This is a genomic window from Pseudomonas folii (assembly GCF_014357575.1).
Lineage (GTDB): Bacteria > Pseudomonadota > Gammaproteobacteria > Pseudomonadales > Pseudomonadaceae > Aquipseudomonas > Aquipseudomonas folii.
In genome coordinates this window covers 1-17,564 of sequence record NZ_JACONW010000038.1, presented here as the reverse complement: position 1 = coordinate 17,564, position 17,564 = coordinate 1, and the positions used below count along the sequence as shown (strand labels likewise).

The following is a 17,564-nucleotide window of genomic DNA, read 5'->3' as shown; positions in this document are numbered from 1 at the left end:
CTTCAGTTGCTGGTTGTCTTCACTTCGTGCGGGCGACATTTATGGCGGCTGTGCGCGGGAGACCTTCGGGTCTGCCGGGTGGGTATGACCGGTTCGCCAACCTGCGCACAGTTGCCACCTGATTTCGTTTGGCGACGAGACAGGTGGCGAGTTTAGCCATTACCCTCTGGATTCCTTCATGACCCAACATACTCCGCTGAATCAATATCCCAATTCCGTCCTCTTCATAAACCCCGAAGCCCCAATGGCCGACCTGCACCTCTGCGCCACACAACGCTTGCGCGCAATCAAAAATCTGATGAGCTGCTTGGCCAGCACCACGACCAAAGACTCCGATGAGAACCAGTTGGCTCACGTCGCTGAGGCCGCTTTCCTGTTGCTGCAAGACAGCTGTGATGTGCTGGAGTTGATGGAAGTGAGGCTGGATAAGGTCAACGCCTGATAAACACCGCGCGGGTTGGCTACGATCTCTGGCTCATGGCTGACCCGCGGGACGGATCAAGGTGGCGCTCAACTTCCATTTGGGAGGCGATGCTCAGGCGATACATGCGCACAGGATGTGTCACCCCTTCGCGAATAAATTCGCTCTCACGTGGGTTGAGTTCGCAGCCAGACGGACAGTCCACAGAAAGCTCCTCAATCCATACAGTTATGCGCTGTTGGGTCGGGAATCAAAAGCGATAGGAGCACGCAAGATGAGGCAGTGTTGAGATTGGCGAACGCCCAAAACAAGAAAGCCCGCAACCCGCCGCGGTGCTGAGAGTTATCTATCAATACTTCGGGTCATAGCGTTCGCCGTTATAGATCAGTACGTACTCGTCCGAGGTAGGCTTTTCTTCTTTAGTGCAACCATTACCCGTATCCGTTTTTTCGGTAGCGATTACTTTTTCCGTCACCTCCAGATCGGCATACCCGTGATTGCTGTTGTTGCCAATACTTAGAGTAAGGTGCGCCTCTGAAAAACTGCCCGCACAGCTATCGGGATTTTGTTCGGCGGACGCTATGTCTTTTTCCAATTCAAGGATTTTTCGCATCCTTTTTCCTTCATCGGTATACAGATAAAGTAGTGTTAAGGAGCGGGTGAGAGGCTCAATCGCCATATCATGTTTTAAAATGACTCCAAAAGTATGAGCGCCCGGGGTGAGCTGATAGCTGGCCGTATCAAGACTAAGTCCGGAAAACTTGAACAGAGAAATATCGATAGCATTGCTCTCGTAAACATGGCTCTCTATCACCCCTTTTTTAGCGCTAATGATCTCAAGGCCATAGGTGACCCAATCTTCAGGCTCGTCTTCTACCTTAACTCTTTCTTCTTCAAGAACCAGAACTGCCAGTGTGTGGTCGGGATCATCATTGGCCGTTTTACATGCGGAACGCTGCTTGTCAAAGGCTAACGTCGGATGCAATGTCTTGGCCCAGCTCGACAGGTATGTTTCGCAGTTTGGGTAGGCGGCAGAAGCCAGTAATGGGAAAAACAACAAGCTCAGGGCTAGAAGGCAACGCATCGGGTATCCCTACCAGTGAAAAACGAATGGGTGTGCGGTCATGAAATTGCATTTTCGGCAGCGGTACAATAGTAATTTCGCTTGAAGAAATCAAATGTCTCGAGCTTTTGAATGAGCTGTCTCGCGGAATATTGGGTCAGGCGTGCCATTGCGCGAAATTGTTTTGGAAAAGTTATCTGTCTAATTACCGCTTGAAAGTGAAGTCACTCCCAGCGGCGCGGCGTGCTTAATAGCTCCATGTTTCATAAGTTGCTAAGTTTTATTGGGCGTACCAGTGTTATGGGTGCTGAGTAGAGCTTTTTGTTGGCGGCAAATATGATATGTTCGGTGATGCTATTTCAGGAAGTTGATAACATACTCAGAGTTGTTCGGAAGCGATGATATTATTTATTCGTCCTAGCGGACTCTTGATCGAGTTATCGTGTTTCAGAAAGTTTGCAGGATTTACAATACAAACAGAAAGTCCATGCCCAAGACATGATGTCTGGACGGAGAAGGGCAAATTGTAAGAACGATAAAATGCTGCCACATCCATTTTGATTGCTCGCTGATTGCCGTGAGCGTCGAATGCGGAATGTCTAAAAAGCCCAGAAGCGCATGGGGCTAAGGTCAGGATCCCCCTCGGTACGGAGAGAAAATAAATGTGCAAACGCCAAAAACAAGAAAGCCCGCACTAGGCGGGCTTCTTGTTGCTTCAGGAGCATCGATGACGTCATGAAGCAGGTACTTGGTGTACACAGTCATTTGAACTGAGCCTGTATCTGCATGAATAAACGGGTTTAATTTTATTATTTTTATTAAAGCATACGTGCGGGCATACAAGATGGTCGTTGGTGACGGACATCAGGTTGTCGCAAGCCGCTGGCTACCATCCCTCATTACCGGCAAAACTGGGATAGCAACTGAGTCACCAATGACTCGGGAGCCTCAAGCTCAGCTTCGATGAATGTAGCGTTGGTCATTTTCGTGAAGGCAGGCTCAATCGACCTTAGCCGTGATATGGCATCAGGGGCGATCGAGAGCAAATCACGAACTAATGTCGCAGCCTCAGAGTAAGAGCTCATGTTGGTGAGGCCTTTTCTAAAAAAAACTTGCTGAACATAGTCTTCGGAAAATACCGTAGCGAGCCCCTCCTCAATCACTGGAGCCCCCCTTCCACCAGCAGGGGATAACAGATGCACGCTTTCATGAGCCAACTGGTAGCACGCCAATACCGTATCTTGGAGTGCATTGGGTGCAAGCTGAATAGCTACGTGTTTCCTGTTGCCTGGGTACCAGATCTGTGGTCCGTTTGGGCTGAACTCTATCCCGAGCACGGTCCAAGATTGGTCCCGTTGCCCATAGCGTTTTTCGACTTCGGCGATCATATCTCCAAGGCGCGTCGCTAGCGTCCAGGTGTAACCGTTGTTGCTTGGTAGAGGGGATGTTTGAAAATGATCGTCCTTCAATGCACTGCTCCTTTTTTGATGCTGAGGCGGGGTCGATCATCAATACCATATCCATCGCTGTCTTTCGATATCAGCTGTTATGAGATGTTGTATTGGTCTGCTGATCAAAACTTGCCGGGGACGCTGAGGCTTTTGTTCATGAACGGGGTCGGAAGCCTGCGGTATCGTGGTAGCGGCACCTTACCCAGCTTACTGAAATTTCAATGTTGAAATTGAAAGGGTATTGAGGAAAAAGGGGCACCTTTACCGCATGTGTAAAGGTGTCCCTTCGTGTTGATGATTATGAACATCAGAGCACCGTCAACCACGGGGATCGGTGTCAACCACGTCAACCTGTCAACTAATGTGAAAAACTCTCCCACTAACACGAAGGCGCGGGTTTCCGACCCCGTATCCGTATGCACGAGTCAGGGGCCCCAGCTAATTTTTTAGGGCTCGAACATACCATGTCGTTTTAGAGCCGACGGAGACGCGTCGTTCTCTGAAGGGGCTCTATAGAAAGGGGAGTGGGGTGTTCTGCGTTCTATAGAAAAACGGTGTAAAAGGTGTAATTTGTGTAACGTATTTCATTAACTGATTGAATTTATTAAGAAAAATATGCGTAGCTCGATTTTGTGAGTGTGCTCACTACCCGTGTAACAAAGCTCAACTGTGTAACACTGAATTACTCAAGCAAAGCCCAGGCGGATTCTCGTTAGAGTCGATTGAGGGTTAGATGAACCACAGGCTTTGACTTCATATCCTTTTTTCGAGTGTGGAAGCGACCGGGGTGAGATGATTCAGGTGATTTCAAGATGAGCCATGCTGCTAATGTGTGTTTGATTGCAAATGAGAAGCTCGGAAGCTACGTTGTGGTGAGGCGCCGACAGCAGGCGGTATCTTCCTCCGATTTATTCCTACACACGCCGAAAACGATGCGGTGAAAAACGATGAGATAAGACGTAAAGAACACTAGGCTGGAAGCAGGAGGATTCTCCTGTGTAGGTAGGTCAAAGTTCGATAGCTTCATTACATACTTTGCTGCGGATAATTTTAAGAAGGGAAGAAAAATTGCCTAGGATTGACTACGAAAAACTGCTTCAGAATGTCTCTATTGAAGATATAGCCAATCGTCTAGGCATGACGCTTAAGAAAACGGCTGTGAATCAATTCAAAGCTCTATGCCCTTTTCATGATGATAAAACCCCCTCTTTGTTAATAGACGCTAGACGAGATAGCGGTAGGCAGCATTTCTATTGCTTTTCTTGCGGAGCGCATGGGGATGCCATTGATCTAGTTAAGGAAAAGCTGAATCTTGGTTTCAAAGATGCAGTCGAATGGCTTTCCCCTAGTACGTCTATTGTCCGTAGTGGGGGGCGAAATAAATTAATTGAAAAAAATAGCACTACCCCTACTGTTGATCTTTCAGCGCTTCAGTTTGGATACAATTTATACAAAAAAGGAACAGATCAGGTTGCGCTAGATGCTTGGATCAATGAGCGCCGACTCGATGCCACTGTTATAAAGCGCGCTGGTTTTGTATACGCACCACGCAATTTTCTATCCCGAGCGCTTGAGGCAGAAACCAACCGATCTCTCAGGCGCGAATACACTGGCGACTTGGAGGATGCGTTTCTCATCCGGAAGTTGATTCCGGGAGTAACTGCAGAGATGCACTTGCCGTTGAATTCCGGTAGTGAGTCAATAAACAGGTATAGTGACTTTTTCATAGCAGACCGAGTAATATTTCCAATTCATGATGAGAAAGGTCAGTTGCTAGGGTTGGCGGGGCGGGCTTCGAGAGTTGCTGCTGGATCAACAGTGCCGAAGTACCAGTTCACGCGTGAGTTTCCTAAGTCAACCGTGCTATATCGAGCGGATTTCGCATTCAAGCTTGTGAGAAGTGAGGCGAAGAAAGGTAATAAGAACATAGTCGTTTATCTGTGTGAGGGATTTCTTGATGCGCTTCGGTTTGAAAGTCTCGGGTTTCCTGCTGTCGCAATCATGGGAAGCTCAATTAGCGAGCCTCAAGTCAGGCTTCTTCAATCTTTAAGTGAGTCCCTGCCAAAGACTACGAGTTTAACAGTTGTTGTTGGTTTCGATAGGGATGAGGCCGGCTTGCGGGGCGCAGCAGATGCGTGCTTGAAGCTAATGAATGCTCCAGTTGAGTGTGCCTTCCTATGGCCGACGGATCTCCAGCTTAAAGATATTGGCGTAAACAGTGAATGCAGAAAAGATCCAAACGACTATCTTGAAATTTGCTCCGTTGAGTCGGCGAAAAATTTATTACAAAGCGCAACATATCCGCCCCAGCTTTCCATTCTTGCATATTCCTTTAGCGCTACTGCTGAGGATATTTTAGATGAAAATTTATGGGTTGCGGCGCCGCGAACTCGTAGGTTTAGGGCCTTCAGTCAAGCGTTCAGTCAGATCGAAAAGTCGATAGGGTCTGATTCCAAAGAGTATCTTCAGCGGTCGCTTTCAGAGACTGGCTCATCAAACAACATCCCGGCCTTCGCGGAGTGGCTGAGCTTCATCAGTGAGTCCGCCTCAGAAATTCATAAGTCGTATTCTGAAGATTTTCTAAACAATGCAGGCGCACGCCTTAACCACTCTCGCATACTTGCATACATGGGGTCGAGACGAGGTGAACTTCCGTGTGACGAACCGCGGTGGGAACGCTTAGATATTGCCGCAACAGCGTTCAATACATTGTTGACGGATCGCTTGAAAAGCATACGAGCCAGTGGGCCGATCGGTCCCTACAACGCGGTATGGGTGCCTCGCTCTTTTGGTGGTTCAGAGTTCAGGTTGAAGATTATGCCTCTCCCTGAGGACTTGATTGTTCAACAATATCTACTGAATGAGATTCTTACTGAGCGTTGGGATCATGAAGGTTTTACTGATTTCCCGTTTAGCAGGAGAATACCTGCGGTACGCTACTATCGAGAGAGTCGCAGAACAGTTACTACGGGCTTCGATATCAAAGGTGACGGAAATGGCGAGGCAATAACTTCGCAGACGCTCAGTTTCGCCTATCAGATCGACATGGATGTACTTGAAGGGCGTCAGCCTGCAACAGATCAAGGGATGTATCGGCCGTACGCTGAGTGCTGGCGTGATTTTATGGCCTCCTTAACCAAGCAGGCCACAGATATTGGATATGTTTACTCAATAAGGTTAGATGTAAAACGGTATTATGATCGTCTTCGGCGATATGTCGTTCGCGATCGATTGCTCGCACCGCTTCAATCTGCAATATCATCGGTCTCTGATAATACTCCGCAGTTCGCCGAGCTACTCCAATTTGATGCGCAAAACCCAAATGCTGCTGCCAAAGCAGCTTTTGTTCTTGATCGGCTTGACGAACATCTATTTGGTGTAAATTACGCAAGGCCTGATACGGGGCTGAGTGAAGAGACTAATCCTTTAATGGGGATTCCACAGGGGCCCGTATTATCTGCCTGGATTGGTTCAGTAGCTTTGTTTCCAATTGATGAAGAAGCTTATCGTTTCATGTCCGCGCTGAATGTTGATACCAAGCGTGTTGGTTATGCTCGATATGTGGATGATATCGTGCTACTCGCAGATGATCCGGAGACTTTGGCTAACTTGAGGGAGGCTGTTGATCGATGTGCCCGTAAGCTTGAGCTGACGCTCCTTGCGAAGGCTGACGAAATTCCGGCGATGAGCGCCGAGGACTTTGCTTCATATATTAATCAAGGAAGAGCTCTAGCTGCCTATGGACCAGCATGGGAACCGCCATTAGTCGGTGATGGTGAGTCAGGTTGGGATTTTTGGTCTGCGGCACCAGCAACTGATCGTCAGTCAGCTTTGCAGTTACTGCATAACGTAGAACTATACAAGGCATCTAAAACAACACTCTTGCAGACTGTTAAAACTGCGTTTCAGGCACCAGACCTTCGTGCATCAGAGCTTCCCAAGGCTGCGAGATTAATTTGGTACTCAATTGCAGTAGAGCATCTCGGGAGTGTTGAGGCTGCTGAGGTTTTGTCACAATATCTAGAAACTTGGGATAACTGCGTGCACGACGCAGCTTGGAGCCTTCGACCAGAGGAAAATGAGTGGGAATCACCCGTGTTGTTTGCGCTCGAAGGCCTCGAGCATTTAATTGACAAGCAGACTCGCGATATTGCGGAGCTTTCCGCTGAAGAAAACGCACTGAGACGACGTCGTATTGCATGGCTTGCTGATCTAGTTTTAAGCACAGCATTCGAAGCTTATGTTTTTAATTCAACACCAGGTCCTCAACATCAACTGGATGTGCGTTTGGAGCTTGTACGCTGGAAAGCAGCGCGGCTTCTGGGAGTGCATAAAAGCTCAGAAGCACATCTACACGTAGAGCGTTCTAAGCTGGTACAAGTCTGGCAACCATTTGAGTGGATGCATGAAGCAGTAGCATTGCTTTCAGATGCAGACCAATCCGCAGAAGATCCACTAACTCCTTTTGTCGCCCCGACTGAAGATCATGTGCGGAAGGGTACAATTTCAGGTTTCGCCGCCGATGTGTTTATTGCATTACTACCGGGTGACGATATTCGCTCAACTTTTTTAAATGATGGAAGTCAATCGGCTGCGATAAATATTGCCTTGCAAACCATTGTTAGCATTGTTCCGAAAGAGCAGCTGCCAGTGTGCTTAAGTCGACGTAATCACCTCATATGGAACACCACATCAACTAATGTCGTGAATCGGCTAATACTTCCACCGCTCCCAGGTATTAAAACGTACCGTCTTTTGTCATGTCTAGGAAATATTGCAAACGAAGATGGAACGTTATTAGTAAATGCAATCGAAGCTCTCGATTTTTCTGCTGTGGATGCTACCCCGGCCTTTATCGGTGCAGATAATGGTAGCGTTGTCCGGTTACTGAATACAGAGTGGATGTCTGTACCACTAGCAGGCTCTTTGATTCGGCTTCGAAGCGATTTGCCAGCGGAAGATTATATTAGTCTGCGTGAGCGGGTCCTACCAGTAAACATCAATGTGTCCACCGAGACTTTGAAGCTTGCGGCGAAATTGTTCAGGTCAGTTGCACAAGTGGTCGTTTCCTACTCTGAGAATAATGAGGGCAAAGAACTGGTTCCTGCGTGGCCCTACATTGCAACTGATCTAAATAAGCAGTTGTATTACCTAATCGCAGAGGGAGTATCACGAGATGAGCTCGGTAACAGAGCTTTCGTACGTGATGGTGGAAGAGCTTTGCGTACGGCTGAAGTGCCTATCTATGAAGCAAGTCTTTGGAGGGTCGGCGTTGCGATTTCAGATTATTTGGGCCTTTATGACGATGTCTCCAAATTTGGCGATGCTGAATCGGATGTTACACTCGACGCTGTAGCACTAACAAACCCTGCTCGATACGTTCTCCGGGCGCAACTTCGTAAACTTCGAGGAGCGTATGCTGACTCCCAAATAAGCAAAAGAAGAAGTGATGATGGTTTATTGCCTGCCACTGTCAATCGCTCTCTTCGCTTGTTAGAAACATTTCCAGAGCAAGTAGAAGATTCGCTAGACCCCATTCTTTATGTCCTCGCCTCGGAAGCTGAGTCGGCCGGCATGTACCTAGCGTTCCGCGAGAGTTGGAAATGCAGTGATGCCGCGTCATTTTTGGTTTTGTTAACAAATAAGGTTTTAGGACGCTTACCTCTATCAGTTAGTCAGGTGCTTGCAACAAGTGATGAAGGGAGTACCGGTGTAAGGCGTGATCTCTTTGGTTTACTGTGTTTTTCTAAACGGCTGTTTTCTGTTTCAACCGAATCCTCGGTCTCTGAAATTCCATCATGGAAGGCACTGCGTGCAGGTGTTATCAGCACAGGTATTAACGTAGCTTTTGAAGGGCTGATCGCTTCTCTACGAAGCCATGGGGCATTTGAACGATATGAGAATTTTGATTTTCCAGAGGCTTGGGGTATTCCTTCAGCTTCGCCTCATCCCTTGGAGGAAAAATCAGCCTCTGACAATGCTATCCAATCAAACAGCAGGGTCTCATTGATTGAACAATGTCGTAGGTTAGTACAGCACCTAGGGCATCGATTGGTTCAAGATAATTTAGAACGGCTATCTGACGTCCTATATGAGCAACTAGGGGTAATTGCTAAGGCACTAGCTTCAATTGACAATCATGATAATGAGACCGACTCCTTTCTCGAGTGGCCATTTGAAATGTTGAGTGATCATTGTTTGGGGTTGCTCAGTCTGGAGCTATTAGAGTCTGTTGTGTTATTGGTTAGAAGGATAGATGAAGAGCTTGGTTTTGAGTCAATAACAGTAATTGAGAAGTCTTATGGTTATAACCCTCAGACAAAGCGCTTCACCGACTCAAGAAACGGAGTCAGGGATGTCACTCCGTGGATGATCTCCCAGTTTCCTCGGTCCTCTAAGCATATTGAAGAAATAACTCAAGATGGGCGATTTTTGAGAGTTTGGTCAGAAATTTTTGATCGCGAGAGTGGCAAGCTTTTATCTGTCTCCGCGCTTGGTGAGCCATTTGCTTCGATCGCTATTATTAAGCTAGGTCTTGATACTTCCCTCCAGGTTGAAGTCGTAGAGGAAGAAAATGGAAGTGGCTCGGTACCAGCGATAAGGGAGGAGAGTTATGAGTTTCATGCAAATTCCATAACTGGGTCTGTCGAGATCAATTCGCCGTCTGCTTTTTCCTTGCCACGAGCTTCCATGTCAACTAGTAGTGTTCATGGTGATGAGGATGGTGCAGTCGGTAGTTTGGTTGAAGATGCTTTATCAGAGTTTCAATATTCACCTTCCAGCAATGCTGATATTCCAGCGGGAACCGTGGTTGAGCACGATTTGGGCCGAGACGCTAATGCATTCAGAAAACAGCAGGCAGAGCAGTGGACTCGGCGCGGTGAAGCTTGCAAACCCAGAGGGCTGGTTCGTATTGCATTGCTTCAGGCTGACTTTGATTTGACGTATCAGCACCCTTTCGTCGAGGCTTGCCCGACACATTGGCCTTTTGGTTCAAAGGTCAATGAGGGTATTTCCTTGAATCTAAAGGTTAGTGCTGACTCAAAATATGGGCGATTGCTGAATGCGGCAGAAAGGCACGATACCGCACATATGTGGACAAAATTGGAATTTCTGCCTAGTTGGTCAGAACACCGCCGTCGCTCGATACTGAAGCGTGTCGTGGATACATGTCAAAACTTCGGGGTGGACTTGCTTGTTCTTCCTGAATACTCCGTAAGGCGTGAAACAGTTGAGTGGTTGAAAACGTATATCATAAATAAAGGTGTTTCGGTTTTGGCCGGTACGTACATGAATATATGTGATAAGGCTGATGAAAATCACTTGTCTGCTCCACTGACTTTGCTCTGGCCGTTGCCAAAGTCAGCGTCGAAAGTATTTCTTGCTTCCCTACAGAAGAAAAAACTGGGTTCTGATAAAGATTATGATGCGTTACAGCGGGGGCATGTTCTGGAATTTTCGAGAAATAAAAAATATCGATCTATCGCATTAGAGGAGTTTTTTCGACCCTCTGCATTACCTTTGAAGCCTTTGTTCAATCCTGGGGAACTCGCAAGTAAACTAGAAAGTGTTATCGGATTCGAACCATCGGCCGATGTTATTACTCATCTTTTCACAGAAGCAAAGCTCCCTCTAAAATATCTATTGGAATTAATATGCTCTGAGGCTTTCTTGGTCTCTAGTCCGGCTAATTACATTCAAATGGGGGAGGATCTTAAGGCAATGTGGCGTAGATTTGGCCGGCCAGCGGAAATTGATGAGGTTTTTAGCGATCTTAAGGCATTGTCCGAGAAGCTCTCTATCACTGGTAATGGGGCTGAGGCACGAAGATCAATTCTCGCGGTACCTGCAGCCACATCGCGTTCTGCCGACTATTGGTTCGCTGGACAGTCCGGATTTTTGGCTGCGGGTACAACAACGGTATTTTGCAATAGTATAGATGGTAAGACGCTTGTAGGGGGAAGCTGTTTTATCGGGCAGGGAAGTTGGAAGTCTGAAGAAACTACAATGGGCTATCTTGCCAAGATAACTCCTTATCACGGATGGTCTAAGGGCATTTATTACAACAATAGAGATGATGCTTTAAGTAAAAATGATCAAGCATTGGTGATTGCAGACGTGGATCCGCATAATATGCTCGAGGGTAAACCTCGTGCTCAGACGATGCCGTCTCCACTCCAGCTTGTAGCTTATTTGCCTTTGGTCGAGTCCATTGACTGGGAACGTACGCAATCAAATTTACTTAAAACACTGTCAATCTCTCTTCCCGAAAACATTCTTGCATCAAAAGAAAAAAGCAAAAAACGTCCGCAAGACGAGGGTGAATTCTGGAAGACGGTTGGGCGATCCAAAGACACGCTTGATGAGACAAAACTTAGTAACCTGTGGCGCAAGTTTCCCGATGCTAGTCCTCTTTTGTCTCGCGCAAAGGCCTATCATAATAATGGTGATATGCAACCGAACGCACCAAAAGGCTCTCTTGGGCTATTCGCCGCGCCTGCTTTCTATGACTGGATTGATGTGAGTTTAACGTTGACGGAGCATCAGGAACTTCCATCAATCGCTGTCCACCCATGGAAGGCCCCCGAAGATTAAGTGCCTATAGCGGGACCTTGCAATCGAATATATAAACAGCCCGCGAGCGCGGGCTGTTTCGGGTTAGGCTGCGAGTAGATCCTCTAAAGAAATTTCACGTACGGTAGATGCTAGATCGGAATGAGCGAGGCTTGAATGAAACGGACCGAACCGTTGTACATCGAGTCTGGATAGGGCATTCCCCATCCCACCTTTCTGATAGCTGACGGCAAGTATAAGCGCTCCCACAGCAACCAACTGCTCTGTAGCTTTATTCCATTCCTCATCTAATGCAAGACTTATTGCATTCAAGGCTACCTTTTTTGCCTCATTCCCCTTCTGTCGAACGTTTGAGATTTGAGTTCGATGCTATCAAGTTCTGCCTGCAGAGCTGCGCGTATGAGTTCTTGCCTTCTCAGTTGTTCATCCGTTATCGCAAGTTGCTTGTCAGCTTTCTGGATTTCGCTATTCGCGTTTTTTTCACCTTCGCTGTCACCGCTGGCAAGGCTCCGGGCGTAGAGGCTGGCTGCGTCTCGCTCGGCTTGCTGCGCTTTTTCCAGGGATTGTTCTGCCTCCGATTGAATTGCCCGAAGGCGCTCATTCAAGTGCGCCTGTGTCCGCTCCAGTGCTTCGACCTGGGCGGCTGATTCGGACGTCGCTTGGATGGATTCCGTTTTGATTTGATCGACCCGTTCTAGGCGGTCTAGGTGAGTGAGCTTTTGTTCAATTCGTTCCAGCTCGCTGGAGATGGCGCGTACACGGCATTGGGCACTAGATAGTCTGTCCTCGGCGGCTCTGCCCTCTGGGCTTCCTATCATATTGCCGATAGGGCTGCAGTTGCTGGGCGCATTGCGCCAAGCTGCCTCCAAGTGGGGGAGACTATTTTCCAGCGTTTCGCGTTCAGAGATTAAAGCCGCTTGTTGCTGTTTCAATTCGTTCATGGTCAGTCCTAAAGTCAGATTTTTGGTTGTATGTGCCTGGCTGGCGAGGCCGGAATAAGCCGGCGCTACCTCATGAATTAGGCAGCGACTTAGGCGGCCTGCGCTTCGCGCTCGCCTTGCTCAGGCACTGCTACAACCACGTAGCAACGCTGCAAACCAAGTCCAGGCAGACGCACAGCGGTCGACGCTTTGTCATCGGCTCCCGGCTCCAATACGCCTCGACGTAACAGCTGCTTGTTAACCGCGTTGATGTTCATGCCCTTGAATACTTCGGAGCGCCAAGCTTCGGGCAGTACGTAGTAAGTAGTCGTTGTATGTAGCGTGTCCCCCATTCCGTGTTCCAGCGACTTGCGAAAACCCAGTCGATCAAGGGTGCGCGGACCGTGCTCGTCGATCTTCGCGGCGGCTGACTGCCAATGGGTAAAACGACTTTCACCGAAGCGTTCGATCACCTGGCGCAACCGCGCCAGAATGGCGTCCGATTCAAAGTTACCGGCGCCGCCGCGCTCATTGAGCCAGGCGCTCAGGCAAACCCGCGCAGCAGTGGTAGGCGTGCCATCGGGCCAACCTGTAATACCCATGGCGGTGGCCAGCTCGCCTGCGGCAGCTGCCAATCCGAATCGGGCAGCGGCGCGGTGTGCTTGACCGCTAGCAGATGCTGGCAATGCTCTAGCAACAAACGCCTCCAAGGTATGGCGCAAGATAGATGACCAGCCGTGTCGTTTACTGGGCTCGCACAGCGCTGACAGGAAGGCGGTCAAGGGTGTGCCGTAGAACTTCGCTACGCGCGCTTTGAGCGCGTCGGAGAGGGCGGCGGCATCATCAAAACCGTTGAGCTGATCGAACATGCCCATGCCTTTGCTCGCGTCCGCTGGAATGGCGAGCATGCGCACTTCCATGCCCGCTTTGAGCTCCTTGTTGGCTTCAGCCATGTGCTGCGCCAAAGTCTTCTCTCCGGGCGACAGGAACAGCAAGCGCCACTTCTGAACCTGACGCCCTGATTGCCCCCGGTCATTGGCGCGGGCCTTGCCGGTGCCATTGCCCAGCATGTAAACCGTTTCTCCGATGATGTGAGGTGGGGCGCCCATGCCAATTTCACCAAGCACCAGAAGGCCATCCGAATGAACGGTAGAGGTGAATCCGAGGGGGTTGTCATTCGAACGTCATAAATGGAGCTTGTCGCGCACGCCGTAGATTGCAGCACGCGACCCAAGCCGTCCCGGTTTAGAGGAAAGATGGGCTCTTGCGAAGCATGTAGATAAGGCGTCGGGTAGACGGGGTGAGGAGTGCATCCCTATACGCAATGTATCGTCACGCAGGATGAGGCGTCATTGAAATGTACATACCCCAGATACAAGAAAGCCCGCACTAGGCGGGCTTCTTGTTGCTTCATGAGCATCGGTGATGTCACGAAGCAGGTACTTGGTGGCTACACAGGGACTTGAACCCCGGACCCCAGCATTATGAATGCTATGCTCTAACCAACTGAGCTATGTAGCCAAGTGGCGCGCATTATTCGCGGATAAGGGATATGTGTCAACCCTTGTTCTGAAAAATTTATGCGTGTGATCAAGCGGTTAGGGTTTCGCCCCGCTATTCAAGGACGAAACCCGTTTGCCGTTAGCGAAAAAGATCGTCCAGCAGGCCTGAGTCCAGCATTTCGTCAAGCTGATCCCGTTGCGCGCGTAGCCAGACTTTGATGTTTTTCGGCGACTCTTGCAGGAAGGCCACTTCCTGTTCCCTATCGAAAAGCTCGGCATCCAGTTCGTTGATCACTTTGTTGCACTTGCGCAGGACCTGCGCTGGTTTGGTGGTCTCATACGGGGAGAGGGCGAATCGGCCGTTGAAGATCATGTTCTGCACGTGAATCTCTTCCTCGAGATCCTTGACCTGCTCGGCCAGCACCCGGTTGTAGTGCTTGATGCGTTCCAGCGGCAGGTTGCTGATGTGGTCGGTATCGATCTGTTCGATCTCAAGTTGCAGTTGCAGCAGGCTCAGCAAGTCTTTCTCGGCATAGGCCTTATTGACTCGCTGCATGAGGTCGGTTTTGCGTGCTCGCTCGTGTTCATCGGTTTCCCGGTCGGGGTGGAGGGCGCTGGCGAGTTTGCGATAGACCTCACGTACGGACTGGCTACTTTTGGCTTGGTCCTCTTCTTTGCGCCGTTCATGGGCTGACTTTTTCGGAGGTTCTGAGAATTGCTCATCGCGGTCGGCGGCATCGGCATGGCTCGACAGTTTCTCTTGCAGGAATTCGACAAACTCATGCTCAGAGGTGATGTGATCACCGTCCGAGAGGTCGAGATCAAACTTATGCTCCATGTGCGCTTTGAAGTGCGCCAGCTCCTCTTGCTGAACGTCGTCGAAGTCTTCGCCGAAATGCCTGGCAAAAATCTCCTTAAGTTCCTGGCTGTCAGGATGCGATTCGTCCATGAGGGCCTCGACCAGGTCACAGACGATGTCAGTCAAGGTTGCCCGGTCTTGTTTGCTGAGTTTTATCTGCGAGCTGGCGGCATCCAGCGTACGCAGCAACTCCAGTTGCACCGCACTGATTTGCTCGATGGCCGGCCTGAACTCTTCAGCCCAGAGCTGCGTGTATCCCTGTTCGGCGGTGCTCCAGCCTTCCAGCGTGCTGCGGTGGGTTTCGATCTTTTTCAGCAGGCTATTAAAGCGTTTTTGCTGAGGATTGGGTTTGGCTCCGGCGGGTTGGGGCGCCACGCTCAGCTGCGGGTTTTTGCCGACCATTTGGGGTCTCTCCTCCGGTAAATGACAAAGCGTAACCATTGGTGACGTACTTTTGTAGGGGCAGTCCACCAAGCGGGAAGCTTCCTACTGGTGAAAACAGCAATCGCCTACACGGTCTGAATATTGCTAGGTGATCTTAAAGTTGACGGTTTCTGCACTGGCGCCAATCAGGAAGCGCTCGGCGGCTATCGTAATTCAATCAATAACATGGCATTTTGCCGGTAGTAGTTTTTCGAAGACATCTGCGATGGCTCTCGCCGTTTCTGCTGGATGTTCTGGGGGAGTAGGTCGGTCATGTACAGTCTTTTGTCGCCGGGTATGCGCATGCTTAGCCGTTTTGGTTTCGCGCGTAAGTTTCAGATGCTGTTTCTTCTGTTCATGCTGCCGCTGGTGGGCAGCCTCTGGATGATCGGCCAGGACTATCTCAGCAAACTCGCGACGATCGCGGGCGAACGCTCGGGAGTCACTCAGTTGCTGGCACTGGATCAGCTCGATAGCGAGCTTTCCCATCAGCGGGATAATGCTGCGCGCTGGAAGGCCTCTGACATTTTGAAAGAGCCGACGCCGGCCGCCAAAGCCGCGATGACGGCGATGGACGCCGCAGGCCCGCGTATCGCGCAGGCACTTGAGTCGCTCGAGGCCTCGCTCAGAAAAGAAGAAGCCGGTGCTGATGCACTCAAGCGCTATGAAACGCTGAAAGCTTCAGTCACCGGCATGGACATTGCCTCCCTGCGCACCGTCGGCTGGTGGCCGGACGGCTATGACCGGTTCACCAATGCCTTGGGCAATGTGCAGGCCTTGCGCGAGCAGATTGCGACAGACAGCGGCCTGATCCTAGACCCGTGGCTGGAGACGTATCTGTTGATGCAGATGTCGACTCAGCAGATTCCTGATCTGATCGAGCGTATCGGGCGTATGGCGAGTATTGGCCAGACGTCGGTGGTCACCGGACAGTTCAGCCTGCAAAGCCGTTTGCAGATGCGTGAGTTGCGCGGGCGGATTACCGATGCTCAGGATCAACTGATCAAGACCGGCGATTTCCTGCAGGCCAAATTGCCTGCTGAAATGAAACCGTGGGCCGAAAACTACAACTCAACCATGCAAGGGCTCGTTAACGAGCTGAAGGTATTGGATGACGGTGTGTTCGGCGCGACGATCAAGCTTGATGCCCCGGCGTTCGAGCGCAGCGTTGATGCATTGCTCAATAATCTGACAAATCTGCGTAATCAGTCGTTGCAGTCGCTGGACAACCGTCTTGCGTATTACCACCAGAAATCCAACATGCAGTTCATTCCGATGGGCATCTGCTTTGGCGTCTTGTTGCTGGCTGCGATGTATTTGTTCGCCTGTCTGCAAGCCTCGATCCGTCGCAGTGCCAGCGGCATTACCACGCTCGCCGAGTCGCTGCGTGACGGTAATCTCTGTGTTCAGGTTGAAGTGCGAGGTCGCGATGAACTGGCGGCGATCAGCACGGCGCTGAACGTGGCGGTGGTGCAGTTGCGCACCAGTTTGCTGGGCGTGAACCATGAGACCAAGCAACTGGGCAGTGCGGTGTTGACCCTCAATACCCAATCCAGCGGCACCTTGAATGAAGTTGAAGAGCAGCAGTATCAGATCAGCCAGATCGCGGCAGCGGCAACTGAACTGGCGGCGACTTCACAAGGCGTGGCGAAAAGCTGTGAGCAGGCATCCGACAGCGCCCGGCAGACGCGCAAGATCGCTGAGGAAAGCAGTCGCGACAGCCAGCGCACGACCAGTAGCATTCAGCAGCTCAATCAACGCCTGACGGACACCGCTGCGGCGTTGGGGCGAGTCAGCGAGCAAGGGCAACAGATTCAGTCGGTAGTCGATGCGATTCGCGGCATCGCCGAGCAGACCAACCTGTTGGCGCTCAACGCTGCTATCGAGGCGGCGCGAGCGGGTGAGCAGGGCCGTGGTTTTGCAGTGGTTGCCGATGAGGTTCGCAGTCTGTCGCAACGTACTCAAGTGTCCACCGCGGAAATTGCCAGCACCGTCGATAGCCTGCGTTCCACTGTGAGCCAGGCGGTCGGCTTGATGGAGTCTGCATGTGGTCAGGCAGTTAACGACGCGCAGTCGGTGACCGATCTGGGTCAGCGTCTGGTTGAGATCGCCAGCGCGGTGCAGGGCGTTACCGACACCCTGGCGCAGATTTCGACTGCGGTTGAAGAGCAGGCCAGTACCGCTGATGAAGTCAGCGGCAACATTCAGCAGGTCGATCAGGCGGCTGGGCGTTTGCTTGAAGGTGCTCGGGCTGTGAATCAGGCTGCTGACACGTTGAGCAAAGGCAGCCGTGCGTTGAGCGACAACACGTCGCGTTTCCAGCTGGATTGATGTTTGAGTGAGACCAGCTC

7 protein-coding genes, 1 tRNA gene and 1 pseudogene are annotated in these 17,564 nt (G+C 50.3%); 3 read left to right on the top strand and 6 right to left on the bottom strand.

Annotation, left to right across the window (positions count from 1 at the left end; all coding sequences use genetic code 11):
• Positions 1-178: 178 nt before the first annotated feature.
• Positions 179-442, top strand: coding sequence for a hypothetical protein (locus H8S59_RS10440; protein ID WP_187521361.1), 264 nt, complete (start codon positions 179-181; stop codon positions 440-442).
• A gap of 328 nt (positions 443-770) precedes the next feature.
• On the opposite strand, the gene H8S59_RS10435 is transcribed toward H8S59_RS10440, so the two are convergent.
• On the bottom strand, positions 771-1,505 hold the full coding sequence (locus tag H8S59_RS10435) for a PA3715 family protein (protein WP_187521360.1): 735 nt from the start codon (positions 1,503-1,505) through the stop codon (positions 771-773).
• Positions 1,506-2,383: 878 nt separating this feature from the next.
• On the bottom strand, positions 2,384-2,953 hold the full coding sequence (locus H8S59_RS10430; protein WP_187521359.1) for a hypothetical protein: 570 nt from the start codon (positions 2,951-2,953) through the stop codon (positions 2,384-2,386).
• 1,050 nt (positions 2,954-4,003) lie between these two features.
• On the opposite strand from H8S59_RS10430, the gene H8S59_RS10425 reads away from it, so the two are divergent.
• Positions 4,004-11,530, top strand: a complete 7,527-nt coding sequence (locus H8S59_RS10425) for a CHC2 zinc finger domain-containing protein (protein ID WP_187521358.1) — start codon at positions 4,004-4,006, stop codon at positions 11,528-11,530.
• A 293-nt stretch (positions 11,531-11,823) separates the two neighbouring features.
• Here the strand turns inward: H8S59_RS10425 and H8S59_RS10420 are convergent, their stop codons facing one another.
• The 4 genes and pseudogenes from H8S59_RS10420 to H8S59_RS10405 form a co-directional block, all read right to left on the bottom strand.
• On the bottom strand, positions 11,824-12,450 hold the full coding sequence (locus H8S59_RS10420; RefSeq protein ID WP_246475215.1) for a hypothetical protein: 627 nt from the start codon (positions 12,448-12,450) through the stop codon (positions 11,824-11,826).
• Positions 12,451-12,539: 89 nt separating this feature from the next.
• Positions 12,540-13,613 (bottom strand): annotated as a pseudogene (locus H8S59_RS10415) (DUF927 domain-containing protein); the annotation flags it as partial.
• A gap of 260 nt (positions 13,614-13,873) precedes the next feature.
• Positions 13,874-13,950, bottom strand: a tRNA-Met gene (locus H8S59_RS10410).
• 120 nt (positions 13,951-14,070) lie between these two features.
• Positions 14,071-15,192, bottom strand: a complete 1,122-nt coding sequence (locus H8S59_RS10405; protein WP_095099983.1) for a J domain-containing protein — start codon at positions 15,190-15,192, stop codon at positions 14,071-14,073.
• A 294-nt stretch (positions 15,193-15,486) separates the two neighbouring features.
• Between H8S59_RS10405 and H8S59_RS10400 the strand changes: the two genes are divergently transcribed.
• Positions 15,487-17,544: a methyl-accepting chemotaxis protein gene (locus H8S59_RS10400; RefSeq protein WP_187521357.1), complete on the top strand. Its 2,058-nt coding sequence runs from the start codon at positions 15,487-15,489 to the stop codon at positions 17,542-17,544.
• Positions 17,545-17,564 lie beyond the last annotated feature (20 nt).